General features: G+C 69.1%; 26 protein-coding genes. 10 read left to right on the forward strand and 16 right to left on the reverse strand.

Annotated features, from left to right (window positions below; all coding sequences use genetic code 11):
* Positions 1 to 86: 86 nt before the first annotated feature.
* Positions 87 to 371 carry a DUF2530 domain-containing protein gene (locus MB1_RS15045; protein WP_066908808.1) on the reverse strand — a complete coding sequence of 95 codons (285 nt, stop codon included), beginning with the start codon at positions 369 to 371 and terminating at the stop codon, positions 87 to 89.
* 82 nt (positions 372 to 453) lie between these two features.
* Between MB1_RS15045 and MB1_RS15050 the strand changes: the two genes are divergently transcribed.
* From MB1_RS15050 to MB1_RS15075, 6 genes are all read left to right on the forward strand, one after another.
* The gene (locus MB1_RS15050; RefSeq protein ID WP_066908811.1) at positions 454 to 891 is read left to right on the forward strand and encodes a MarR family winged helix-turn-helix transcriptional regulator; all 438 of its coding nucleotides are present in this window, start codon (positions 454 to 456) and stop codon (positions 889 to 891) included.
* 79 nt (positions 892 to 970) lie between these two features.
* Positions 971 to 2,221: an MFS transporter gene (locus MB1_RS15055; protein WP_084351908.1), complete on the forward strand. Its 1,251-nt coding sequence runs from the start codon at positions 971 to 973 to the stop codon at positions 2,219 to 2,221.
* 144 nt (positions 2,222 to 2,365) lie between these two features.
* Positions 2,366 to 3,163, forward strand: coding sequence for a PTS sugar transporter subunit IIAB (locus tag MB1_RS15060; protein WP_066908814.1), 798 nt, complete (start codon positions 2,366 to 2,368; stop codon positions 3,161 to 3,163).
* A gap of 45 nt (positions 3,164 to 3,208) precedes the next feature.
* Positions 3,209 to 4,771, forward strand: coding sequence for a PTS ascorbate transporter subunit IIC (gene ulaA, locus MB1_RS15065; protein ID WP_066908817.1), 1,563 nt, complete (start codon positions 3,209 to 3,211; stop codon positions 4,769 to 4,771).
* Between the two features lie 99 nt (positions 4,772 to 4,870).
* Complete coding sequence (locus tag MB1_RS15070) at positions 4,871 to 5,671, forward strand: TrmH family RNA methyltransferase (protein WP_066908819.1); 801 nt, start codon at positions 4,871 to 4,873, stop codon at positions 5,669 to 5,671.
* A complete protein-coding gene (locus tag MB1_RS15075) occupies positions 5,671 to 6,021 on the forward strand; it encodes a DUF2537 domain-containing protein (protein WP_066908822.1) in 351 nt (116 codons plus the stop codon). The genes MB1_RS15070 and MB1_RS15075 overlap by 1 nt, the downstream gene beginning before the upstream one ends.
* Before the next feature lie 69 nt (positions 6,022 to 6,090).
* Here the strand turns inward: MB1_RS15075 and sepH are convergent, their stop codons facing one another.
* The 6 genes from sepH to MB1_RS15105 form a co-directional block, all read right to left on the reverse strand.
* Positions 6,091 to 7,035 (reverse strand): septation protein SepH, encoded by a 945-nt coding sequence (sepH, locus tag MB1_RS15080; RefSeq protein ID WP_066908825.1) that lies wholly within the window; start codon positions 7,033 to 7,035, stop codon positions 6,091 to 6,093.
* Between the two features lie 113 nt (positions 7,036 to 7,148).
* Complete coding sequence (serC, locus tag MB1_RS15085) at positions 7,149 to 8,264, reverse strand: phosphoserine transaminase (RefSeq protein ID WP_066908828.1); 1,116 nt, start codon at positions 8,262 to 8,264, stop codon at positions 7,149 to 7,151.
* A gap of 174 nt (positions 8,265 to 8,438) precedes the next feature.
* On the reverse strand, positions 8,439 to 9,323 hold the full coding sequence (locus tag MB1_RS15090; protein ID WP_066908831.1) for a 50S ribosomal protein L11 methyltransferase: 885 nt from the start codon (positions 9,321 to 9,323) through the stop codon (positions 8,439 to 8,441).
* A complete protein-coding gene (locus MB1_RS15095; protein ID WP_157084092.1) occupies positions 9,320 to 10,390 on the reverse strand; it encodes a DUF6545 domain-containing protein in 1,071 nt (356 codons plus the stop codon). Before MB1_RS15095 ends, MB1_RS15090 begins: the two co-directional genes overlap by 4 nt.
* Positions 10,377 to 10,892 (reverse strand): ImmA/IrrE family metallo-endopeptidase, encoded by a 516-nt coding sequence (locus MB1_RS15100; RefSeq protein ID WP_157084093.1) that lies wholly within the window; start codon positions 10,890 to 10,892, stop codon positions 10,377 to 10,379. Before MB1_RS15100 ends, MB1_RS15095 begins: the two co-directional genes overlap by 14 nt.
* 79 nt (positions 10,893 to 10,971) lie before the next feature.
* Positions 10,972 to 11,424 (reverse strand): helix-turn-helix domain-containing protein, encoded by a 453-nt coding sequence (locus tag MB1_RS15105; protein WP_066908839.1) that lies wholly within the window; start codon positions 11,422 to 11,424, stop codon positions 10,972 to 10,974.
* Positions 11,425 to 12,029: 605 nt separating this feature from the next.
* Here MB1_RS15105 and MB1_RS15110 point away from each other — a divergent pair.
* The gene (locus MB1_RS15110; protein WP_157084094.1) at positions 12,030 to 12,464 is read left to right on the forward strand and encodes a hypothetical protein; all 435 of its coding nucleotides are present in this window, start codon (positions 12,030 to 12,032) and stop codon (positions 12,462 to 12,464) included.
* A 95-nt stretch (positions 12,465 to 12,559) separates the two neighbouring features.
* On the opposite strand, the gene MB1_RS15115 is transcribed toward MB1_RS15110, so the two are convergent.
* Positions 12,560 to 13,687, reverse strand: a complete 1,128-nt coding sequence (locus MB1_RS15115; RefSeq protein WP_066908845.1) for a citrate synthase 2 — start codon at positions 13,685 to 13,687, stop codon at positions 12,560 to 12,562.
* 184 nt (positions 13,688 to 13,871) lie between these two features.
* Here MB1_RS15115 and pdxH point away from each other — a divergent pair, with 184 nt between their 5' ends.
* The gene (gene pdxH / locus MB1_RS15120; protein WP_245650209.1) at positions 13,872 to 14,504 is read left to right on the forward strand and encodes a pyridoxamine 5'-phosphate oxidase; all 633 of its coding nucleotides are present in this window, start codon (positions 13,872 to 13,874) and stop codon (positions 14,502 to 14,504) included.
* Positions 14,501 to 15,781, forward strand: a complete 1,281-nt coding sequence (locus tag MB1_RS15125) for an MFS transporter (RefSeq protein ID WP_066908851.1) — start codon at positions 14,501 to 14,503, stop codon at positions 15,779 to 15,781. The genes pdxH and MB1_RS15125 overlap by 4 nt, the downstream gene beginning before the upstream one ends.
* A gap of 111 nt (positions 15,782 to 15,892) precedes the next feature.
* On the opposite strand, the gene MB1_RS15130 is transcribed toward MB1_RS15125, so the two are convergent.
* From MB1_RS15130 to MB1_RS15140, 3 genes are all read right to left on the reverse strand, one after another.
* On the reverse strand, positions 15,893 to 16,849 hold the full coding sequence (locus MB1_RS15130) for a hypothetical protein (RefSeq protein ID WP_066908854.1): 957 nt from the start codon (positions 16,847 to 16,849) through the stop codon (positions 15,893 to 15,895).
* Between the two features lie 176 nt (positions 16,850 to 17,025).
* Entirely contained in the window at positions 17,026 to 17,349 is a 324-nt protein-coding gene (locus MB1_RS15135; protein WP_066908857.1) for a MoaF-related domain-containing protein, read from the reverse strand.
* Positions 17,350 to 17,394: 45 nt separating this feature from the next.
* Positions 17,395 to 18,198 (reverse strand): MBL fold metallo-hydrolase, encoded by an 804-nt coding sequence (locus MB1_RS15140; protein ID WP_066908860.1) that lies wholly within the window; start codon positions 18,196 to 18,198, stop codon positions 17,395 to 17,397.
* A 60-nt stretch (positions 18,199 to 18,258) separates the two neighbouring features.
* On the opposite strand from MB1_RS15140, the gene MB1_RS15145 reads away from it, so the two are divergent.
* Positions 18,259 to 19,275 carry a helix-turn-helix domain-containing protein gene (locus MB1_RS15145; RefSeq protein ID WP_066908863.1) on the forward strand — a complete coding sequence of 339 codons (1,017 nt, stop codon included), beginning with the start codon at positions 18,259 to 18,261 and terminating at the stop codon, positions 19,273 to 19,275.
* Here MB1_RS15145 and MB1_RS15150 read toward each other — a convergent pair.
* From MB1_RS15150 to MB1_RS15170, 5 genes are all read right to left on the reverse strand, one after another.
* Positions 19,223 to 19,915 (reverse strand): alpha-ketoglutarate-dependent dioxygenase AlkB family protein, encoded by a 693-nt coding sequence (locus tag MB1_RS15150; protein ID WP_066908866.1) that lies wholly within the window; start codon positions 19,913 to 19,915, stop codon positions 19,223 to 19,225. The two genes, MB1_RS15145 and MB1_RS15150, sit on opposite strands and share 53 nt — an antisense overlap.
* The gene (locus tag MB1_RS15155) at positions 19,915 to 20,457 is read right to left on the reverse strand and encodes a TetR family transcriptional regulator C-terminal domain-containing protein (protein WP_066908869.1); all 543 of its coding nucleotides are present in this window, start codon (positions 20,455 to 20,457) and stop codon (positions 19,915 to 19,917) included. The genes MB1_RS15150 and MB1_RS15155 overlap by 1 nt, the downstream gene beginning before the upstream one ends.
* 11 nt (positions 20,458 to 20,468) lie before the next feature.
* Positions 20,469 to 21,683 carry a low temperature requirement protein A gene (locus MB1_RS15160; RefSeq protein WP_157084095.1) on the reverse strand — a complete coding sequence of 405 codons (1,215 nt, stop codon included), beginning with the start codon at positions 21,681 to 21,683 and terminating at the stop codon, positions 20,469 to 20,471.
* The gene (locus MB1_RS15165; RefSeq protein ID WP_169801671.1) at positions 21,680 to 22,318 is read right to left on the reverse strand and encodes an NAD(P)H-binding protein; all 639 of its coding nucleotides are present in this window, start codon (positions 22,316 to 22,318) and stop codon (positions 21,680 to 21,682) included. Before MB1_RS15165 ends, MB1_RS15160 begins: the two co-directional genes overlap by 4 nt.
* Before the next feature lie 100 nt (positions 22,319 to 22,418).
* Positions 22,419 to 23,339 carry an alpha/beta fold hydrolase gene (locus tag MB1_RS15170; RefSeq protein WP_066908874.1) on the reverse strand — a complete coding sequence of 307 codons (921 nt, stop codon included), beginning with the start codon at positions 23,337 to 23,339 and terminating at the stop codon, positions 22,419 to 22,421.
* Positions 23,340 to 23,351 lie beyond the last annotated feature (12 nt).

Genomic DNA, 23,351 nt, shown 5'->3' on the forward strand with positions numbered 1-23,351 from the left:
GGGCGGGCAGATGTTGCCCACCCCCACGGAAAACCGGGCGTATCGGGCCAGCGAAGTATATACAGACTCGTTGGTACTCGACGGGGTTAACGGGGGTCCGCGGGATCGGGTGCCCGGCGGTCGACGAGCCCCTCCTGCGCGCCCCGCGAACCACGCCGCGCCGCGCGCAGCTGCCAGGCGAACAGGGCCCCGCCGAGCAGGCCGACGACCACCCCCGCCCAGGCGACCGCGGCAACGCCCGCGCCGCTCGCTCCGACGGCGGTGGCCACGATCGCGAGCACCGCCCACAGCGCCGTTCCGACCACCACCACCGGCAACGGATTGGTCCAGCGTCGACCGAGCAACGGGGGAGTCGGCGTGCGGTCGGTCATGCCCACAAATCTAGTGCGTATTGTCAGTGGCCATGGTGGGCAGCGGTCATGATGGGCAGCGGAGCACGACGGGCGGCGCATCGTGACGAGTGACGAGCCGGCTGAGGTCAACCGGGTGGCCGGCGATCTGTCGATCGCCGTGTTGCGGCTGTCCCGGTGCCTGCGTGCCCAGCGCAGCAATCGCATCACCCTGACCCAGCTGAGCACCCTGGCGGTGCTGCGCCGGCTCGGTCCGATGGCGCCGAGCGCGATCGCCGCCCACGAGCGGGTCCAGCCCCCGTCGATGACCCGGGTGGTCGCCTCGCTGGTCGACCTCGGATTGGTCACCCGCGAACAGCATCCCTCCGACGGGCGCCAGGTGATCGTGGCGATCTCGGAGGAGGGCGGCCGGATCATCGACGAACAGGTCGGTGCCGGGCGCGACTGGTTGGCCGCCCGCCTCGACGCCCTGACACCGGAGCAGGTGCAGGAGCTGGCGCGCGCGGCCGCCCTGCTCGACCTGCTGGTCGTCGACGAGTGACCCCGGCCGAATCCGCCGCCCGCGACCGAGCGGGATCGTGACCGACGCCGAACCGACCGCCGGTTCGGGCCGGGTCTCGATGTTCACCGCCCTGAAAACGCGCAACTACCGGCTGTGGGCCTCGGGACAGATCGTCTCGCTGGTCGGCACCTGGATGCAGCGCGTCGCCCAGGACTGGCTGGTGCTCAGCCTCAGCGACGGCAATGCCTTCGCCCTCGGCGTCGTGATGGCCCTGCAGTTCGGTCCGACCCTGGTGCTGTCGATGTGGGGCGGCGTCCTGGCCGACCGATACGACAAGCGGCGCATCCTGATCGGCACCCAGAGCATCGCCGCCCTGCTCGGGCTGATCCTCGGGCTGCTCGACGTCACCGGACAGGTGCAGCTCTGGCACGTCGGGCTGTTGGCGCTGCTGCTCGGCTGCTCCTCGGCGATCGATGCCCCTGTGCGGCAGTCGTTCACGATCGAGATGGTCGGCCGCGACCGGCTGTCGAATGCGATCGCGCTCAACTCGATGACCTTCAACACCGCTCGGGTGATCGGACCGGCGGTTGCCGGCATCCTGATCGCTGCCGTCGGCACCGGGTGGGCCTTCCTGATCAACGCGGGATCCTTTGTCGCGGTGCTGATCGGGTTGCTGCTGATGCGCACCGCCGACCTGTACCCGGTACCGCACGCGCCGCGCGAGAAGGGGCAGGTGCGCGCCGGGGTGCGGTACGTCTTCGCGCGGCCGGATCTGCGGCTGACCCTGCTGATCGTCGTGGCGGCCTCCGGTTTCGGCGCGCAATTCCCGCTGAGCCTGTCGGTCCTGACCCGCAACGGATTCGGCGGCGGCGCGGACGCCTACGGCATGCTGACGACCATCCTCGCCTGCGGCACCCTGCTCGGCGCCGGGCTCGCCGCCCGGCGCTCACGCGTCCTCGGTCTCGGGGCGCTCACCGGGGCGGCGATCGCCTTCGGGATCTCGTTGATCGTCGTCGGCCTGATGCCGGGATATCTCTGGGTGGCAATCGCGCTCGTCCCCGCCGGGGTGCTGTCGCTGACGGTGAGCAATGCGGCGATGGGCATCATGCAGGCCCGCGTGCCCGCCGAGATGCGCGGCCGGGTGATGGGGCTGTACACGATGTTCTTCCTCGGCTCGACCCCGATCGGCTCGATGATCCTCGGCTACCTGGCCAATGCGGTCGATCCGCGCGCACCGCTCTGGTTCGGCGGCGCGATCACCGTCGTCGTCGGCATCATCGGCTCGGTCCTGGTCGCCGGTGGCCTGCGCGTCACCGATGCCGGCGATCCCGGTCCGCCCGCCGCGGACCCGCAGTCGCTCACCGCCTGAACGCACCGGCCGGTCGCTTCTTCCCGGCCTGTCGAATGCTGTCCGAAATGCCCGGGTCGGCCGGTTGGTCAAGTGTCCCTTGCGGTTCGCGCTCGCGCAGGTGTGACGCACGAGACCGGGGGGCCCGGAGTAGCGTTTGCAGTCATGTCGGATCTGACTGATTTGCTCAACGAGGAACGAATCGCTCTCGACGTGCAGGTCGACACCCGTGACGAGGCGCTGCGCGCCGCCGGCGGCCTGCTCGAGAGCGGCGGAATTGCCGATCGCGCTTATACGGACGCGATGATCGACAATGTCGAAACCAATGGCCCGTACATCGTGGTCGCCCCGGGCTTCGCGTTCGCGCACGCCCGACCGTCCGAGGCGGTGCATCGCACCGGGATGTCGTGGATCCGCCTCGCGAAACCGGTGACCTTCGGGCACAAGACAAATGACCCCGTCACCCTGGTGGTGGCGTTGGCGGCCGTCGATGCGACCGCCCACCGCTCGGCGATGGCCGCGCTCGCGAAGGTCCTGGGGGACCCGCAGAAGCGTGCCGCCCTCGACAGTGTCGCGACCCCGGCGCAGCTGCTGGAACTGCTCGACGATCGCCCCGCCGCGTCCGCCGAGGCGGCTCCGGCGTCCACCTCGGGAGCCGCCGCCGGCTCGTCGACCTCCAAGAACCTGATCCTGACCGTCTGCGGAAACGGGTTGGGCACCAGCCTGTTCTTGAAGAACACCCTCGAACAGGTGCTCGGTACCTGGGGCTGGGGGTCGTACATCACCGTCGAGGCCACCGACACGATCTCGGCCAAGGGCCGCGCCAAGGAAGCGGACCTGATCCTCACCTCCGGTGAGATCGCCAAGACGTTGGGCGATGTGGGCATCCCGGTCAAGGTGATCGACGACTTCACCTCCACCCGGGAAGTCGACGCCGCACTGCGCGACTCCTACGACGTCTAACCGCCACCCGCGCACCGCGCGACCTTTTCTGCCCGAGGAGAACCGATGAACATTCTCGTGTCCATTGCCGAGTTCATCGTCAACGAAATACTGTCCGTACCTGCCTATCTCATCGGTATCATCACCGCCGTGGGTCTGATCGCCCTGCGCAAGTCGGTGGGTCAGGTGATCGGCGGCGCGCTGAAAGCCACCCTGGGCTTTCTGCTGATCGGAGCCGGCGCCGGGTTGGTCACCTCGTCGCTGCGACCGCTCGGCGTGATGATCCAGGGCGCCGCCGGCTCGCAGGGCGTCGTGCCGACCAACGAGGCGATCGTCGGTATCGCCCAGGACGAGTTCGGGGCCCGGGTCGCCTGGCTGATGATTCTCGGCTTCGCGATCAGCCTGGTGCTGGCCCGCTTCACCCCGCTGCGCTACGTCTTCCTGACCGGTCACCACACCCTGTTCATGGCGACCCTGCTGACGATCGTGCTGGCCACCGCCGGCCTTCCCGGCGTGACCGTCGTCGCCGTCGGCGGCATCCTGCTCGGTGTCGTGATGGTGGCGCTGCCCGCGATCGCGCAACCGTGGACCAAGCGGATCACCGGCGACAACTCGATCGCCATCGGCCACTTCGGCACCCTCGGCTATATCGCCTCCGGTGTCACCGGCCGGTTCGTCGGCGGCCGCAAGAGCCCCTCGACCGAGGATCTCAAACTTCCGGAATCGCTGCGCTTCCTGCGTGATTCGATGGTCGCGACCGCCCTGTCGATGGTGCTGATGTACCTCGTCGTCGGCCTGATCTACCTCGGCCGGGCCGGATCGGAGACCGCTTTCGCCGCCTTCGCCGACGACTCGGGCGCCGGCGCGGCCACCGACGTCGGCAACTACCTGATGATGGGCGTCACCCAGGGTCTGGGCTTCGGCGTCGCGGTCGCGGTGATCCTCTTCGGTGTGCGGACCATCCTCGGCGAGCTGGTGCCCGCCTTCCAGGGCATCGCCAAGCGCGTTGTGCCCGGCGCGGTTCCGGCGCTCGACGCCCCGATCGTGTTCCCGTACGCGCAGAACGCCGTGCTGATCGGCTTCGTGTCGAGCTTCGTCGCCGGCCTGGTCGGCCTCGCGGTGCTCTCGCTCTGGCTCGGACCGGCCTTCGGGTGGATCCTGGTGCTGCCCGGTCTGGTGCCGCACTTCTTCACCGGTGGCGCCGCGGGCGTCTACGGCAATGCGACCGGTGGACGTCGGGGCGCGATCGCCGGCGCCTTCGTCAACGGCCTGTTGATCACCTTCCTGCCGGCGCTGCTGGTGCGGGTACTCGGCTCGTTCGGCTCGGAGAACACCACCTTCGGTGACACCGACTTCGGCTGGTACGGCATCCTGCTCGGCAACGCCGCCAAGCTCGGCACCGTCTGGGGTGTGGTCACCATGCTGCTGATCGGCGCGATCCTGCTGCTGGTCGCCGTCGCAGTGCAGCGCAAGCTCGTCGACACCGACTGGGATCCGTCGGGTGGTCGGCCGCGCGCCGCAGCCGCCGCACCGGTCGATGGCGACGTTCCGGTCGCGGCCGGACGGACCTACGCCCGGATCGCACCGCCGCGTGGAGCGCCGACCCCGCCGCCGCCGCCGGCCGAGTAATCCACGGCAACTGTTACAAACGGAACCTGTACGGGGAGCGCACACGATAATCGTGGCCGCGACCGGTGCAGGTTCCGTTTGCAATACGTAGGAGGCCCAGTGCACGTCGTCGACATCGACGACCCGACCGATCCGCGGGTGGACGACTTCCGCGACCTCAACTCGGTCGACCGCCGCCCCGACCTGCCCGGTGGGCGCGGCCTGGTGATCGCCGAGGGCGTCCTGGTGGTGCAGCGCATGCTGGTCTCGCGGTACCGGCCGATCGCCCTGCTCGGGGTGCAGCGCCGCCTCGACGAACTCGGCGACGACCTGGCCGATGTCGATGTCCCCTTCTACCGGGCCGACGCCGACGTGATGGCGAAGGTGGTCGGCTTCCACCTCAACCGCGGGGTGCTCGCCGCCGCCCGCCGCCTCGACCCGCTACCGCTGGCCGAGGTGCTGGGGGCGGAGATGATCACCGTGCTCGAGGGGGTCAACGACCACGAGAACATCGGTTCGATCTTCCGCAATGCCGCCGGCATGGACGTCGGCGCGGTGGTCCTCGGGCCGGGCTGCGCCGACCCGCTGTACCGCAGGTCGGTGCGGGTGTCGATGGGCCACGCCCTGCGGATTCCGTACGCGGTGACCTCGCGTTGGCCGGCCGATCTGGCGACGATCCGCGAGTCCGGCTACCGGGTGGTCGCGATGACGCCGAGCCCGGATGCGGTCCCGCTGGCCCGGGCCGTGGGCGAGGGGCCGGTGGCGGTGATGCTCGGCGCCGAGGGCCCGGGTCTGACCGAGCACGCGATGCGCGCGGCGGATGTGCGGGCCCGCATCCCGATGTCGCCCGGTACCGATTCGTTGAACGTGGCGACCGCCGCCGGGTTGGCGTTCTACGAGCGTGTCAGAATGCGTCCGTGATGGCGCCCGAGCACCGGCCCCCGACATCCGGCGGGGTGCTGCCGGTGCCCGCCGACGAGGTTCCCCGCCTGGATAGGCAGCGCGTCCCGTCCGACAGTTGGTGGACCGGGGTCACCCTGCTGGCGTTCTCCGCGGTGTTGACCGGGGTGGGGATCGCGACCCTGGGCGGATTGTTGGCTCAGGTCGCCGGCTCGATCGCCGCGATCGTCTACGTCGTCGGACTGTCTTTCGCGGGGCCGATAATGCTGCGCCGATGGTTGAACGTCCCGGTATGGCGCTGGTGCGCGCGCGGGGCGGGGCTCGGCGGAATCCTCGGCATCCTGGCGTTGCCGATCCTGCTGGCCGTCTGAACGAAACGGGCCGGGCATCCGTGGATGCCCGGCCCGATCGATGTTCTGTGCCAATGCGGCTCGCGTGGACTACTGTCCGGCGCTGCGGACCCCCAACAGCACGTCCTCCCAGGACGGCATCGCGGGCTTGCCACGCTTATTGCGCGGGGCGGGCTTCGGACGGGCGGCCGCGTTCGGACGCGAGGCGGAACCGTCCCGACCGGCGGTACCGGTGGCGGCCCGATCGTCGCGGACCGGCTCGGCCTGCGGCTCGTCGACCTCGGCGATGACCTCCGGCTCCGGCGAGGCGGCCGCGGTACGGCGCGGGGCCGGTGCCTCGGAGCGCCGCGGCGCGGGCGTCTCCGAACGACGCGGCGCGGGAGCTTCCGGGCGGGGCTCGATGACCCGCGATTCCGGCTCCGAGTAACTGATCGCGGAGATCGCGCGCAGGCCGTGGCTGGTATCCGGGTCGATCAATTCGCCGGCCGCGGTGTCCAGCGGATGCACGCTGCCGCCGTGACCGTCCGGGGCGAACCGCCAATGGGCCGAGATCGTCGAGGCGCCCGCCTGCCACTGCAGCCGGGTGACCCAGTGATCGTCGTCCTTCCAGGCGTCCCAGGTCAGTCCCTCGGGGGCGTGGCCGCGCTCGCGGAACGCCGCCTCGACCACCTCCTCGAGGGTTTCCACCGCGGGCCCGTTGGCCCGGACCGGATGAGCGGCACGGGCCAACTGGGCGGCGCGGTCACGTTCGAGGAGGACGGGGTGAGCGAAACGCTCCACCTTGTCCGCCGGCATGCCCGACTCGGCGGCAATCGATTCCACCGAGGCGCCCGCACGAATACGGGCCTGGATTTCGCGTGGTCGCATCGCTGCATCCATTTCGATTTCGATTTGCCCGAGGCGGGCGAGATCACCGCGAGCGGCGGCCCGCAGTGTGTCGTCGGCGACCAGACGGAACTTCTCGCCGGTCTCCGGATCGGAGCACACCACGTGCTTGCGGTCGGAGGCTAGGCCGATGACTCGAATGTCTCGCACGGGGCCTCCCTCGCGGTCGTCGATCGGTGGCGCTCGAAGAACCACACTAGTGTAATTCGCGACCCATAACGGTTCGGACACGCCGCCGACTCGACATCACTTCGGCTCGGTGATCACTTCAGGTGTTCGACCACGTAGTCGATCGACTGGGTGAGCTTGGTGACATCGTCGGGCTCGATCGCCGGGAACAGGCCGACGCGCAACTGGTTGCGGCCCAGCTTGCGGTACGGCTCGGTGTCGACGATTCCGTTGGCGCGCAGGGTCTTCGCGACCGCAGCGGCGTCGATGGCGTCGTCGAAGTCGATCGTGCCGACCACCTGCGAGCGCAGGGCCGGATCGGCGACGAAGGGCGTCGCGTAGGCGGACGCCTCGGCCCAGTCGTAGAGCCGCGAGGACGAGGTCGCGGTCCGGTCGACGGCCCACTTCAGCCCGCCCTGACCGTTGATCCACTCGATCTGGTCGGCGAACAGCAGCAGGGTGGTCACCGCCGGGGTGTTGTACGTCTGGTCCTTGGAGCTGTTGTCGATCGCGATCGGCAGCGACAGGAAGTCCGGCACCCAGCGGCCCGACGCGGCGATCCGCTCGACCCGCTCGATCGCGGCCGGGCTCATCAGCGCGATCCACAGCCCGCCGTCGGCGGCGAAGCACTTCTGCGGCGCGAAGTAGTAGACGTCGGCGTCGGTGATCGTCACCGGCAGGCCGCCGGCGCCCGAGGTCGCGTCGATCGCGATCAGCGCGTCGGTATCGGCCGGGCGGGTCACCGGGAGGGCGACACCGGTCGAGGTCTCGTTGTGCGCCCAGCCGATCAGATCGGCGGACGGGTCGACGACCAGCTCGGGCGCGGTACCCGGATCGGACGACTGCACGATCGGGTCGCCGATGAACGGGTTGGCCGCGGCGACCGAGGCGAACTTCTTGCTGAACTCACCGAAGGTCAAGTGCTGCGAGCGCTGGTCGATCAGACCGAAGGCGGCGGCGTCCCAGAACGCGGTGGTACCACCGTTGCCCAGGACGACCTGGTAGTCGTCCGGCAGCGAGAACAGCTCGCGCAGGCCGGAGCGGACCCGGCCGACGACGTTCTTGACCGGCTTCTGGCGATGGCTGGTGCCGATCACCGAGGATCCCACCTCAACCAGAGCGGAGAGCTGTTCGGGGCGGACCTTCGACGGGCCGCAACCGAACCGTCCGTCGCCGGGGAGCAGGTCGCTGGGGATGGTGATGTCGGCCATGAGAACGCAAGCCGTCCTTCCTGGTACTGGTGGATCGATAGCCCTTTTCGGACATCACCACGATAGTGCCGGGTCCGGTTGCGCCTGCCGGCGGCGTCCTGTCCCGGAACGATCGGTAGGTTCCCGCCGGGCGATTCGAGCCGCCGCTTCAGGATCGAGGCGGCGCCGCCTCCGTCAGAGCGGGTCGATTCCGATCGAGGCGTGGGCGAGGCCGGCTCCCAGCAGCCAGGACCCGCGGACCCGGAATCTGTTACCCGTCACCGCCGGAACCGGGATCAATTTGGTGCCGTTCAGGCTCGGATAATCGGCCAGCCATCGGGCGCCGAATCGCATCGTCCCACCAAGCCGTAGCGCGTTGACCTCGGTCTCGGCCGGTAGCGAGATCGTGTACGAGAACGTCACCTCTGGATCCACCACCTCGGTGAAGTCGGTCTGCCACACCTGCTGCCAAGGGGAGACGTCGGTGACCCGCGGAGTCTCCCAGCGTCCGGTGTCGGCGTAGTGGGGCCATTCGTGTCGGATGACAGGGATCACGTACCCGTAGAACCGGTTGTCGGTGTGGACGAGCTGGACCGCGGTCCGGTAGCCGGCGGGGAGCATCCTGGTGTTCTCGGTGATCACGCGCCGTTCGCGGAGCGTGTTGACCACCGGGACCAGGGTTTCGTCGATCAGCGCAGTGTCGATGAGTTCGGCGATCACCACATCCGCCGACGGTAGGTCGGCGGTTCTCACGTCGCCTTCGACGACCTCGATGGTGTCGGCGAACCCATTGGCATCGGCGGCGGCTCGCAAGGACTCGGCCAGCAACGGGTTCATTTCGACGGCGACGACCCGACCCGCTCCGGCTGCGGCCGCGGTCAGCGAGAGGATGCCTGTGCCCGCGCCGGCTTCGACGACGGTATCGCCGGGGCGTACAACCTCGGTCACCGCGGTCATCAACGCCGACGTGCGTGCCCGGTCGACCAGGCACTCGTAGGGGAAATCGGTATTAGACCAGTAGGTTTCGAGATGCTCGTGATCCTTCTCGGACAGGGCTTCTGCGACGTCGGCGCGGGTCATGATGTCCTTTCGGTCAGGGGCCAGATTCTGGCGATGCGTTCGAGCTGGTCGTGATCCACCGACCACCGGGCACCGGGATCGGTCGGGGGTGAGTCGCGGCCGTTGATGGCATTGCGAATGCTGGTGGCCAATACGGCCGTCTCGTACCGGTCGTCGCCGAAGCGGGCGCGGGCCACGGCCCGTTCCTCCCCGGAGACGTGCAGGTATGGGGCCAGGACCGTCATGGCATCGGCGATATCGGTCAGCATCCAGGTTTCCCGTTCGCGGGCGCTGATCGCTCCGACGGTCAGGGATGCCTCGGGCACGCTGACGGTCAGGTCTCGCCACAGCGGCGCGAGCGTCGCCACCCGGCGCGATGCTCGACGTTCGTCGAGGGCGCGGGTGAATGGGCCGACCCCGGCAACCACGGCGAGCGCCACGAGGTAGTAGGCCGGGCTGAGGCCACCGGTAACGAAGGCGATGGCAGCCTGCAACTCCGGCGTCAATCGTCCCGCCGCCACGGCCGGAGCCCAGGCGAGCATCAGGAAGAGCTGAAGTAGGCCGATGACGGATACGACCAGGAGCAACCCGACCGCGGCGCGGTCTCGTGTGGTGACAAGGTGTCGAATCCTACTGGCCGAGACGTAGAGGGCGAGCACAGCCGCCGCCGCGAGTGGGCCGGAGGCAAGGACGAGAAAGGCACCGGTACGCGCGGATGCCTCCATCTGTCCGTCGGGAACCGAAGGCGAAGCGGGCAGCGTCGCCAGCCAACAGAACAGGTATGCCGATCCGCTCGCGATCAACAATGGCCGCCGAGCCGGCAGCCACGATCGCCAGCCCGTCAACGATGCTGCGATCCAGAACATCCCCACATCGCCGGCCAGTAGCCACAGCCAGAACGCGTAGGTCGTCGGTACGGTCGGGCCCGCGATCTCGGCGAGAACGGGCAACGTGGCAGCGATGGCCCAGCAGATCAGGACTGCGGTGACCAGCCGATGGACCGGGCTGGTCAGCAGCGGTACGCGGATGCAGATGACCACCCATCCGGCCGCGACGATCGCGACCAGAAGTGGTTCAGAAGGTAGCAAGGAGTCGGTCGATCACGGGGTCCCGATGTCGTGCACGACGTCCACCGGTGACCGCCAGGCGTGCGAAGACCTCTGCTTCGATCTCCTCCACCGATCCGTAGCTGGCACGGTGGTGCGGGATCGCGCCGCGTCCTCTGGCGATCGTGGAGGCAACGCGCTCGTCGGTGGGGTTCGGCCAGGAACGGATCATTCCCCCGAGTACCGGATCGGGTGTGTGGCGCAAGACGATATGTCCGAGCTCGTGAGCGACCACGACGGCCAGGCGCTCCTTGCTCTCGGCGCGATCGTGCACGATGAGGTTCTCGGGCGTGCTGGTCCTGATCCACAAGCCGTCGATCCCCGGTGGCATGTGGGGCACGCCACACAGCCGGATCGGTTCGCCGATGCGCTCGGTGGCGGCGGCGACGGTTTCGGCAATGTCGAAGCGCCCGGACAGTCGCAGTCCGTTCAACGTTGCGCGCGCTCGCTGTGCTGCAGCGTCCGATGGGGCGGTGTCGCTCATCTCCCGGTTCCTCCCCGGTGGGTTCGAAGCACGCGTCCGGCCACCTGCAAGCCTGCGAAGCCGCTCGTGCCGACGCTCATTACCGTTGTGGATCTCTGTGATCGCCGGAATCTTTGGTGGGTAGGTGCTCCAGAATTCGAATCAGCGCCTCCACCGCCTCGCTGTCCAGTACCGTGCCCTCGGCTGTCCGCGGGGTGCCTCGGGCCGCGATTCCGTCGACCCCGACTCGATCGAGTTCGTAGAGCAGTCGAGAGTGCTGTTGGAGGTCGTGCTCGGAGAACGGACGTACTTCCAGGGGAATGGGCTCGCCACCCTGGAGCAGTCGCGCGGCGCTACCTGGCTGCCACTGGAGGCGGGCATCCAACTTCCCCAGCGTGCCCGGGCCGGGATCCGGTCCGTAGCCCTGCTCGATCTGGGTCAGCGTTTTCGTGGACGGCCCCGAACCGCCGTCCCATACCTGCGCCTGCGTCATGCCGAGATACTTGCGACGCTTGGCGACCAGTTCCCCGAAGCGTCGTCGCGTCTCCTTCATGACAGCGAATCGTAACGCCGAATTCGAATCGACGCTTGCCGATCTCCCTGTGCATGTCGGGTCCACTACTGTTAGAATTCCGAAAAATTACAGATATGCCTGTTCGTTGCGTTGCCGAAACTGCTTGATCCGTTCGGAAATCCATGCTGGAGGAGTGTCCGGTACAGATTACCGGACGTGCGGTCGCTGTTCACCGGAAGCGGCTGGCCCGATTCGGATGTCGATCTCGACCGAGCGGTGCGTCGATCGAGATACGGCGCTCGGCCGACCTTTCGGTCGATCCTGCCCGCCGTGCGGTACATCAACGGTGAGAGCTGGGACGCGGACGGGTGGCGTCGGCGGACAAGCCGTCAGCAGGCGGCGCAGTCGCTCGGGCATCGGCGAGCAGGAAGGCTAGGCGACAGATGATCCTCGAGCCCGTATTTCTGGCCGTATCGGCCACCCGTTGGGACGGGGGTCGGCTGTGGGAGATCGCACTCGCTCCACGGGTCGGTCCGGCAACGGTCTGGTACATCCGGTCCGAATTCCTCGATCTCGGATCCGCCGACCCGGACTGTCTGAGTACGACGGGCTTTCAGCGCCGACATCCCCAACCTCGTCCGGGAGTGCCGGTTGACTCCACGCTCGTCGGGGGTGCCGGCGATGTCCGGGTATCGGATCCCGACACGGTCGCCTGGGAGGTCTACGAAGCCACCCGAGGCCGCCAGATCGTCGGGATGACCGCGGTCACCGATGTTCCACAGCTGGATCTGCTTCTGCGCAGGCACAAGCTGTGCCCGAGCTGGTATCGGCAGTTCATCGACCTCGGTGTTCTCGCGTCCGGCTTTCTGCGGCGCAGAGATCCCGGGGTCACCGTGTCGACGCTGATCGATCGCCTCGCGAGGACGGGCCTCGACGTCGGCGAACCGATCATCGGCACCGAGACGCCCGTTCGACAGGTCGAAGCGTGTCGACGCATCTTCGAGGCCCTCACCACCGGTGAGCGTGGACCGACGATCGACACCGCGGCCGCTGCGGCGGTCGACAGCCACTGCGCCTGATCCACGGCGCACCCGGGTGCACGTAGCACCCGATCACACAGCGCCGACCGACGCGCCTGTGGGCTGGTGCGCGCCGGTCGGTGGGGCGAAGTGATTCAGCTCTGGGCGATGCTGGCCCAGCCCTCGACCGACTCGGGGGAGCGCGGTTCGGGACCGGTGTAGATCGCGGCCGGGCGGACCAGCTTGCCCAGGCGCTTCTGCTCGAGGATGTGCGCGCACCAGCCGGCGGTGCGGCCGCAGGTGAACATCGCGGGCATCATGTGGGCCGGCACCTCGGCGAAGTCGAGGATCACCGCCGCCCAGAACTCGACGTTGGTCTCGATCGCCCGGTCGGGGCGCCGCTCGCGCAGCTCGGTCAGCGCCGCCTGCTCCAGGGCGGCGGCCACCTCGTAGCGCGGGGCGTCGAGGCGCTTGGCGGTCGCGCGCAGCACCCGCGCGCGCGGGTCCTCGGCCCGGTAGACCCGGTGACCGAAGCCCATCAGCTTCTCCTTGCGGTCGAGGATGCCCTTGACCAGGCCGCGGGCGTCCCCGGTGCGCTCGACCTCCTCGATCATCGGCAGCACCCGGGCGGGGGCGCCGCCGTGCAGCGGGCCGGACATCGCGCCGATCGCGCCGGACAGGCATGCGGCGGCGTCCGCTCCGGTCGAGGCGATCACCCGGGCGGTGAAGGTCGAGGCGTTGAGGCCGTGCTCGGCGGCGGAGACCCAGTAGGCGTCGATCGCCTCGATATGGCGGGGGTCGGGCTCACCCTTCCAACGGGTCATGAAACGAGCGGTCACCGTGGGACATTGGTCGATGATCTGCTGCGGCACCGCCGGCTGGTGGATGCCGCGCGCCGACTGGGCCACGTAGGACAGTGCCATCACCGAGGCGCGCGCGAGGTTCTCCCGCGCGGTGGACTCGTCGATGTCGAGCAACGGCCGGTAGCCCCAGATCGGGGCGAGCATCGCCAGGCCGGCCTGCACGTCGACGCGCACGTCCCCGGTGTGGATCGGCAGGGGGAACGGCTCGGCCGGTGGCAGTCCCGGTCCGAACCGGCCGTCGACCAGCAGGGCCCAGACGTTGCCGAAGGTCACCTTCCGGTCGACCAGATCTTCGATGTCGACTCCGCGGTAGCGCAGGGCGCCACCGTCCTTGTCGGGCTCGGCGATATCGGTGGTGAAGGCGACCACGCCCTCCAGGCCACTGACAAAATTCTCGGGGACGGTGACTGCGCTCGACATGGCCACTCCTAGATGACTCACTCCGCCGGTTAACGCGGATGAACTGACATCGAGAATATCCTGCGAACGAATGACATTCCCGTCCTGTACCCCAATCGGTTACGCGCGAGTAGCGTCTGCGGTTGTGACCGATGCGCAGCCCCCTTCCGAAGCAGTGGCCGATGCTCGACGGGAGGCGCCGTCGGTGGACGTTGCGGACCTACGGGTGGCCTACCGATTCGGGGAACTTGCCGATGGTGGACTGGCCGACGGCTGGTTGACGCTGGCGCGAACCTGGATCGAGGAGGCGATCGCCGCGCGGCTGCCGGAGCCGAACGCGATCGTCCTGGCGACGATCGACGCGGACGGGGCACCGGCGACGCGCACCGTGCTGTGCAAGGCGATCGACGAGCGCGGCATCGTCTTCTACACCGGTACCCGGTCGAACAAGGGACAGGAACTCGCCGCCCACCCGGTCGCGGCCGTCACCTTCCCCCTGATCGGGATGGAGCGCCAGATCCACCTGCGCGGACCGGTTGAACGGGTCTCCGCCGAGGAGACCCTGGAGTACTGGAACCACCGCCCGCGCGGCTCCCAACTCGGGGCCTGGGCCTCGCACCAGTCGGCGCCGATCGCCACCCGCGAGGACCTGGAAGCCCAGTTGGTGGAGGTCACCGCCCGGTTCGCCGACGTCGACCCGATTCCGGTGCCGCCACACTGGGGTGGCTACCTGCTGCGCCCGCGGTTGATCGAGTTCTGGCAGGGCCGCGCCGACCGATTGCACGACCGATTGCGGATCCACCCGCCGGATCCCACCGTGATCCGTCTGCAACCGTGAGGCTGTTCGCCGACACGACACCGCTTCGCACACCCGCTTTCCGCCGACTGTGGACCGCCGGGGTCATCACGGTCATCGGTGCGCAGATGTCGGTCTTCGCCGTGCCGCTGCAGCTCTACGCGATCACCCAGAACTCGGCCTATGTCGGCCTGGCGGGCCTGTTCGCGCTGGTCCCGCTGGTCGGCTTCGGACTCTGGGGCGGCGCCCTCGCCGACGTGATGGACCGGCGCAAACTGCTGATGGTCAGCACCACCGGTCTGATCGGTTCCTCGGTCGCGTTGTGGATCAACGCCGCCGCCGGACTCGAAAACGTCTGGCTGGTGCTGATCCTGCTGTCGATCCAGCAGTCGTTCTTCGCGATCAATCAGCCGACCCGCACCGCACTGTTGCCGCGCATCCTGCCCGCCGAGCAACTGCCCGCGGCCAATTCGCTGAACATGACCGTCCTCCAGTTCGGATCGATCGCCGGACCGGTGCTGGCCGGCGTGCTGATCGGCGGCATCGGCCCGCTGCCGAGCATGTCGCTCTCGACGCTCTATCTGCTCGACGCGATCGCGCTGCTGTTCACCATGTGGGCGGTGATCCGACTGCCCGCGATCCCGCCGACCGGCAATACCCGCCGGGCCGGGCTCAAGCAGGTCTGGGAGGGTTTCGTCTACCTGGCCGGGCATCGGGTGCTGCTGGCGTCGTTTGTCATGGACATCATCGCGATGGTCTTCGGTATGCCGCGCGCGTTGTTCCCGGAGATGGCGCACGTCAACTTCGGTGATCCGGTCGACGGTGGCACCGCGCTCGGGGTGCTGTCGGCGGGCATCGCCATCGGCGCGGTGGTCGGCGGCATCTTCTCGGGCTGGCTGCCGCGGGTGAGCCGGCAGGGCCTGACCGTCGTGGTCTGCATCATCGTGTGGGGCGCCGCGATGCTCGGCTTCGGCCTGGTGGTCGGCATGTCCGACGGCACGGCCGGCGCCTTCCTGTGGTTGGCGGTGCTGATGTTGGCGATCGGCGGCGCGGCGGACGTCTTCTCCGCGGCCGTGCGCTCGACGATGCTGCTCGAGGCAGCCGACGACGACGTGCGCGGCCGGCTGCAGGGTGTCTTCACCGTCGTCGTCGCCGGTGGACCGCGCGTCGGCGACCTGGTGCACGGCGGCGCCGCCGCGGTGGTCGGTGCCTCGGCCGCAGCTGCGGGCGGTGGCGCTCTGGTGATCGTCGGGGTGGTGGTCGCCTCGGTCGCCTTCCCGGCGTTCGTGCGCTACCGGGTGACCCGCCCACGGACCTGATCGGCGTCGGCCCCGGCTCATTCCGCCGGCTTCCGGCGACGATTCGGCACCGTTACCCGCGGTAGGCGCGGCTAACGGTGCCGAATCGTCGGGAGATCCGTTGGGGATCGGTCAGTAGTCGGGGACGTTGATACGGCGGAAGCCGCGCGTCACGTCCTCCGACACGCCAGGGTCGTCGTCACCCAGCGCCCACCGCACCGTTTCCAGCAGGTCCGCGATCAGGTCCTGCTCCGGGTGGTCGCTTCCGGGTTCCGGATCGAGTCCGGTAGTCACGACGAAATCGTGCACGGCAGCGTCCCGCGAGCCGATCACGCTCGCGCCGCAGAAGACCAGCCGTCCGACCCCCTCGACGGTGAGGCCCTCGACGAGGGCGCGGTAGACGCGCAGGCGCCCCTCGGTGGGCACCGCGCGACCGGGCGGGCGGCGCAGCTTCACGTAGAGCGCGCTGCACCCCGTCAGCTTCATCGCATCCAGGCGCGCCCACGTCCGACCCATGTCGTCGCGATGATGGACATCGGCGAGGAGCCGTCGGGTGGCGTCCCCGAGCCCGGCCACGTCGGTGGGTTCGACAATGATGACGCGGAACCACTCCCGCTCCGCGCCTGTCCTTGCGTAGCCCACCCGCGTCCTCGGGCCGGTCCACACCTTCTTGGGCTGCTCGACCACCGGCGGCGCGCTCGGGGCGGGGCGGGGCGGTTGGTTGCGGGCATCGCGCTCACCCTGCGCCACGTCGACGGGGTTCTGATCGTTGGCGAAGGCCAACATCATCAGGTAGATGGGCAGAACAACCACGTCGATGACCCCGCCGGTGAGGAGTCCGGCCCAGAAGCCGCCTCCTCCGGAGAACAGCATGATCACGGCGACGAGACTGCCGACCGGAACGGCCGCCGCGGCCAGCAACGCCAACGCGTGGCAGGCGTGAAGCACGAAGGTGCACACTCGACGCCCCAGCGTCCACGACGGACGGCGCGCCCGGGCACTCGCGCCCCAGAAGATGCGGCCGATCAGCAGCACGTACACCGCGAACCACGCGGGTAGCCACACCAGCGCCAGGAGCAGCCCGCCCACATACTGCAGCGGAACCTCCCCGTCCGCGGTGACGGATGGGTGAGGATGCTACCTGCGGGCCGCTCCGGCCGATCGGGACGAGACGACCACACGTGGCGACGATCCGGGACGGTAACCCGCGGTTGGCGCGGCCAACCGTGCCCGATCGTCGGCGCATCGGCGCGGCCGGATCGGGGTCAGGCCAGCTGTTCCCAGGCGCCGGAGGCGTTGAAGAAGGTGCCGTCCGGCGAGGTGATGTTGGTGTGCACCCGGCCCTCGGCGAAGTCCTCCACATGGCTGACGGTCGTGCCGCCGGCCTCCTGCCAGTAGACCAGGAACAGGCCCTGGCGCAGGGGAACCGCGGTGTACTCGACCGTCTGATTGCCCTCGGCGGCCTGCTCGGTGCCGATCGCCGCGAATGCCAGCTTGCGGCCGTCCGGATCGAAATCCAGGCGGAAGGCGAGATCGCCGAAGTGGGCAGCCCAGCTGTGGCCGGGCGCCGGGAAGGTGGTGTCCGACATGGTGATTGTCCTCTCGTGCGATGGGATGGTGGTGCGCCGGGCGGGTCAGCCCCAGGCGAGTTCGCCGGTGGCGACCTTGGTGCCCAGGCCGACGGCGACGAGCATTCCGGCGTCCGGGTACTGCGCGAGCAGCGCCTTCTCGGCCGCGGCGGCGTCCGCCGACTCCGCGATGGTCTTGTCGAAGAACCGCAGGTACTCGCGGGTGTAGTCGATCGCGCTGAGGTCGGTCGGGGAACCGGCGACGCGGTGGCCGGCGACGACGTAGCTCGGGTTCAACGCCTCGAGGGCGTCGAGCGCCGCGAGCCACGCGGCGCGGGCCTCGACGGTGCCGGTATCGGCGGTCCAGACGTGCAGGCCCTCGAACAGCAGGATGCCACCGACGGAGGCGCGCTGCTGCGCGTCCCACAGATGCCAGCCGCGGTCACCGAGGCCGTCGGCGATACGGCGCAGCTCCAGGGTGTGGCCCTCGAGGTCGTAGTCGCCCTCGAAGTCCTCCAGCGTGACCAGTCGGGTCGGCAGATTCGCGCCCAGCGAGGCCCAGGCGTCCAGCTTGCCGGCGTAGGTCTCGCGGATATGCGTCGCGACATCGGCCGGGGCGAGGAAGCGGACGGTCGGGAAGGCGTCGGCGATGACCTCGGCACCGAAGTAGAAGTCCGGGTCGCCGGCGGTGACGAAGACCGCGGTCGGCTGGGTGCCGGCGTCGAGCAGGGCAGCGACGATGCGGTGTCCGTCGGCGCGGGTGAATCCGGCGTCGACGACGACGGCCTGCTGCTCCCCGCCGATGATCACGGCCGCCTTGTTCAGCGACGAATCGGCGAGATCGATGATGGTGTAGGTGAGCTCGCTCATGGCGATTCCTTCTTTCCGGAACTCTTTTCCTGTACTGCGATCGACATTAGGTTTGGCCGAATGAGCCCGGCAGAGCGTTTTGGGACAGCGGATGGTGATATCCGGACAGCGCAGATTCGGCCGGTTTCCTACGCCCCCGGGGCGGCCTCGCGGACCGCGGAGTTCACCGATATCGCCACATTCCGGAGGCGGGCGGGGACCGCGGAGTTCGTTGCGCCGCAGCGGCTCGGCTTCGAGATGATCGTGCGGGTCGGATCGGGGCGGGCCTCCCACGAGGTCGACTTCGTGACCCACCCGCTCGAACCGGGAGATGTGTTGTGGGTGCACACCGGGCAGGTCCAGCGGTGGGGCGATATCGGCCGCTTCGACGGGGAGGTGTTGCTCTTCCCGCCGGAGATCCTCGACACCGTCGACATCGCGGCGCTGCGTCGTACCGGCGCCCGGCGCACCAATCGGTGGCCCGGCATCGCCCCGGCCGGCTCCGCGCTCGCCGACGCCTTTGCCTATCTGCAGCGCTGGTACGACGGCATCGTCAGGGAGAGCCCGACCCACGCCACCGTCCGCGAGGCGGCGATCGGCCACGCCGCCGCCGCGCTGGCCCTGCAGGTCGCCGCGCACGACATCGCCTCCGACACCGCATCGACCACCGACGGCGACGGGCCGGGCGGCCGCGACGAGGTCTTCGACTGGCTCACCGAACGGATCGACGCCGACTTCACCCGCACCCGCACCGTGGCCGACTACGCCGACCGCATCGGCTACTCCGAGCGCACCCTCAATCGGGTCTCACAACGCAACTCCGGGCTGACGGTCAAGCAACTCATCGACGCGCGTGTTGTCCTGGAGGCCAAGCGGATGCTGGTGCACGACGACGCGACGGTCGCCGATATCGGCGAGACCCTCGGCTTCGACGACGCCGCCAACTTCTCCGGCTACTTCCGCCACCGCACCGGCATGAGCCCCGGCTCCTTCCGCCGCGCCCAATCCGGCGACGATCCGGAACGCGCAGCCGCGCTCAGCGCGGCTAACGGTGCCGGATCGTCGGCGCATCGGTCAGGCCGGTCATACGGAGGGTGAGGTTGATGCGGCCGCCGGGGAGGCCGCAGTCGGCGGGGGCGGTATGCGGAAAGATCTTGGGGACACCGTGATAGGCCAGGCGCGACGGGCCTCCGAAAACGAACAGGTCGCCGGACTCCAGACGGATATCGCGGTAGGGCCTGGTGCGCGTCTCGGTATTGCCGAAGCGGAAGGTGCACGCGTCGCCGATCGACAGCGACACCACCGGGGCGAGGGAGTCCTCGTCCTTGTCCTGGTGCATCCCCATCCGGGCGTCGACGTCGTACCAGTTGACCAGCACGGCGTCCGGTGTGTACGCGGCGACCACGTCATCCTCCCAACCGGCGGCCGCGAGCGCCTTGCGGCCGAGCCGCACCATCCAGTCCGGGACATCGAGGACCCGCCGGCCGTTCACGTCGACCGCGGTGCGGGTGTATTCGTAGGGGCGCCAATGCCATCCGAGGCAGACGGTCTTGACGCTCATCTCGTGGCCGCGCACCTTCGCCCCGCGCGGCGGCACCGGCCCGGCCACCCACTCGTGGAATCGGGCGACCAGCCACCGCTGGCCCGCGGCGTCGAGCCAGCCGGGCACCCAGTGCGAGCCCGGAGCGATCTCCTCGGGTGCCCGCTCGTCGGGCTCCGCATCGAACAGGGTGTCCATCAGCGGTGACGCTCGACCAGGGCGGCAAGCGCCGCGTCGGACATATCGCTGCCCAGGACGAACCGAGTGAAGAAAATCGGCCCGACCAGGGCGGCCAGACGTTCCGGATCGGGGTCGCCGCCGACCCGTTCGGCGAGGTGGCCGGCCCGGGCGAGCGAGAGGGCGACGAGCGCGTCGGCGGCCGCCGGGTCGCCCACCGCGGCATCGATCAGGTGGGCGAGCGCGGCGGACACCACCGGGTCGCGAAAGCTGTCCCGCACGTCGGTCACGAAGGCCATCAGCGGATCGGTGGCGACATCGGCCGATCGAACGGGGGCGGTGTGGTGGGCGAGCAGGAAATCGCCCACCATCCGCGCGGGGGTGTCCCAATGTGCGTAGAGGGTCTTGCGGGCGATCCCGGATATCCGCGAGATCACCGAGAATGTCGGCGCTTCACCCGGTGTGGTGCCCAGGATCTCCCGGAGCGCACCGAAGGCGTTGTCGCGCGTGCGGGTGATCCGCGGATCGGTGATGTCCGCTTCCGTTCCGCGTGGCTCCGACATAGCTCACGACCCTAGCCGGGCACCGCGGCGGTGCCTTCCGTGCGTGCGGTGCTCGTCGATGGGGCGCGGCGCCGGGTGGCTTCGAGCAGCAGGACCACCCCGACGCCGCAGGTCGCCACGACATATGCGGCCCCGGGCAGCAAAGCGCTTGCCGCCATCACGGCCGCCAGGGTCACCACGGCGGCGCTTGCCGCGGTGGGAAGGGTCGGGCGCAGCGCCAACCACCACACCCCGAGAAAGAAACAGGCGACCGGCACCGTCAGCGTCGCCCGCGCCGCCACCACGCCGAGCGAGCCGTGTTCGGCGAACGAGCCGACCGCCACCTCGATACCCGCCGAGAACGCCCCCGCCGCCGCGAAGATCACGTAGTGGAAGTACCCGAACACCATCGCCGGGCCGAGCCCGCGACCGATCCGCGACGACATCGGCCGTGCGAAGTAGGTCCACCACATCGTCGTGACGATGATCAGCCCACATACCGCCAGCGCCAACAGGTTCGGGACGTGCTCCCCGGAGTCGAGAGCCTCGATGATCGCGTTGGCCGACGCCAGGATCGACTCGCCCAGCAGAATCAGGGTGAACAGCCCGAAGCGCTCCGCGATGTGGTGCGGATGCAAGGGCGTCGCCCGCGCCCGCTCGGCGAAGGCGGGCACCGCCAGTTCGATCGCGATGATCGGCAGGAAGATCCACAGCCGCCCGGTCGCCTCCACGGTGACCAATGCGATCAACCAGAGCGTCTGCGCCACAGTGATTCCGATGATGTAGCGCACCGCGGTCCGGCGGTATCCCGGGTTGGTCGCCGCCACCCGCGCCCACTGCGGCAGTGCGGCCAGACGCATGATCAGGTAGCCGATCACCACCCGGGTCAGGTCGCCGTGCTCCATCGCCGCGGGCGCCCCGGCGGCGATCACCAGAGCGCCCGCCATCTGCACGAAGGTCGTCACCCGGTAGAGCCAGTCGTCGGTATCGAAGGATGTGCCGAACCAGGTGAAGGTCATCCAGGCCCACCAGATCGCCGCGAAGACGATGCCGTAGCCGAGCACCCCCTCCGCCAGGCGTCCCTCGGCCTCCAGGTGATGCAGCGTGACCGACGAGATCGACACCGCCACAACGAAGACCAGGTCGAAGAGGAGTTCCAGGTTGCTGGCGGCGCGGTGCGGCTCGGCCGGGTCGCGCGGCAACATCGCGGGCAGCCCGAATCTCCGCCCGGCGGTGGTTCCGCTCATGTGTAGAGGTGCACGACGGCGCCGACGTGGTCGCGCGAGGCGACATCGTCGAGCAGGAAGGCGGCGACGTCGGCGCGGGTCAACGGGCCCATCTTCTCCGTGCGCCCCAACTCGACCGCCGCCTTCACGGGGCGGTCCTGTGGCTTGGCCACCAACACCGCCGGGCGCACGATCGTCCAATCCAGCCCGGACGTCTCGATGACCTTCTCCTGACGCTCCTTGTCCGCGTAGACCCCACGCAGGATGGTGGGCCGCACCAGGGCGTCGTACCAGAGCGGACCGTGCCCCCGGCTCGAACCCGCGCCCATGCCGGTCACGCAGACCAACCGTCGACAGCCGGACCGCCGCATCGCCTCGACGACAGCGCGGGTGCCCTCCTCGAGCAGGTGCTTGTCGCCGCGGCCCGGTCGGGAACCGAGGACCGAGATCACCGCGTCCACCCCGTCGAGGGCCGCGAGCAGTGAGTCGCCGTCCAGGACGTTGCCCTGCGCCACATCATCGGTCACCCCGTCCAGTGCGGCGGGCGTGCGGGCGAAGGCGCGCACGGTCGCCCCGACGTCTGCGGCTCGTTTCAGTACCTCGCGGCCCATCGGACCGGTCGATCCGATCACCAGGGTGCGTCCGGGAACGCCCATCACCATCTCCATCTCTGCGTAACAAGTAGTTACTAAGTAACGGAGTGTAGCTTAATTGAGTGGTCGAGGGGAGGCGAATGCGGGTGGAGCGGGCGAGCGACTACCCCGCTTCGTGGTAGTCGATGAACGCCAGAACGCGGGTCATTTCCCGGTCCGGGTAGGCGTGGTAGAAGGAGTGGCCACCGGGCCGCATGTCGACCGTGACCCGCGGGATCGCCTGCTCGGCGCGGCGGGCCGCCTCGACGGGGTCGAACTGTATCGGGGCCTCACACAGCATCACGAGAGTCGGTGCGTGGATGCGGGCCAGTTCGCTGTCGGTCAGCATGCCGACGATCAGACAGTTCGACGCCACGGGAGTCACGAGCCGCTCCAACTCGAGGGTCTCGTCGACCTCGAGGTCCGGCAACTCGTAGTCGACCCCTCCGAGCCACCTCTGGAGGGCCCGCCTACGCTCGCGCCGGGCGGCCGGGTCCTTGGTCATGCGTATCCGCGCTTGCTGGTAGGCGATCCGCAGCAGGTGCTTCCGACGCATAGTGGCAAGCGACCAGCCGTCGTCCACCGTGGTCACCGTCGCCACCCGTTCGGGATGCTGTGCCGCGGTGAACAATGCCAGGTATCCACCGTCGATGAAGCCGACCAGGTGGACGCGATCCAGGTGAAGCGCGGCGAGCGTCTCCGCGAGCCAGACGCCGCGGTCGCGGGGAAGCCACATCGGCTCGGTCTGCACGCTCTTGCCGGGCGTCCCGAGGATGTCGATGGCAAAGACCGGGTGCTTCTGCGTCAGTGGGCCGACATACGGTGCGAGTCCGGCGGAGGCGCCGCCGATCGCCGGGTGCAGTAGGACGATCGGCGTGCCTTCGGCGGGCCCGGTCCGGTACACCCGAGTGCTCCCGAAGCGTCCCGGCAGATCCATCTCGGACCGAGCGCCGGGCCAGTCGCGTTCGAGGACTTTGTCGTAGAGCTGTTCGAAAGCCTCTGCTCTGCTCTTTTTTTCGAAGATCGCGTACCTGTTGTCGTCCACGCTGAAGCCCCC

Origin of the sequence: Millisia brevis NBRC 105863 (assembly GCF_001552615.1) — a bacterium.
Lineage (GTDB): Bacteria > Actinomycetota > Actinomycetes > Mycobacteriales > Mycobacteriaceae > Millisia > Millisia brevis.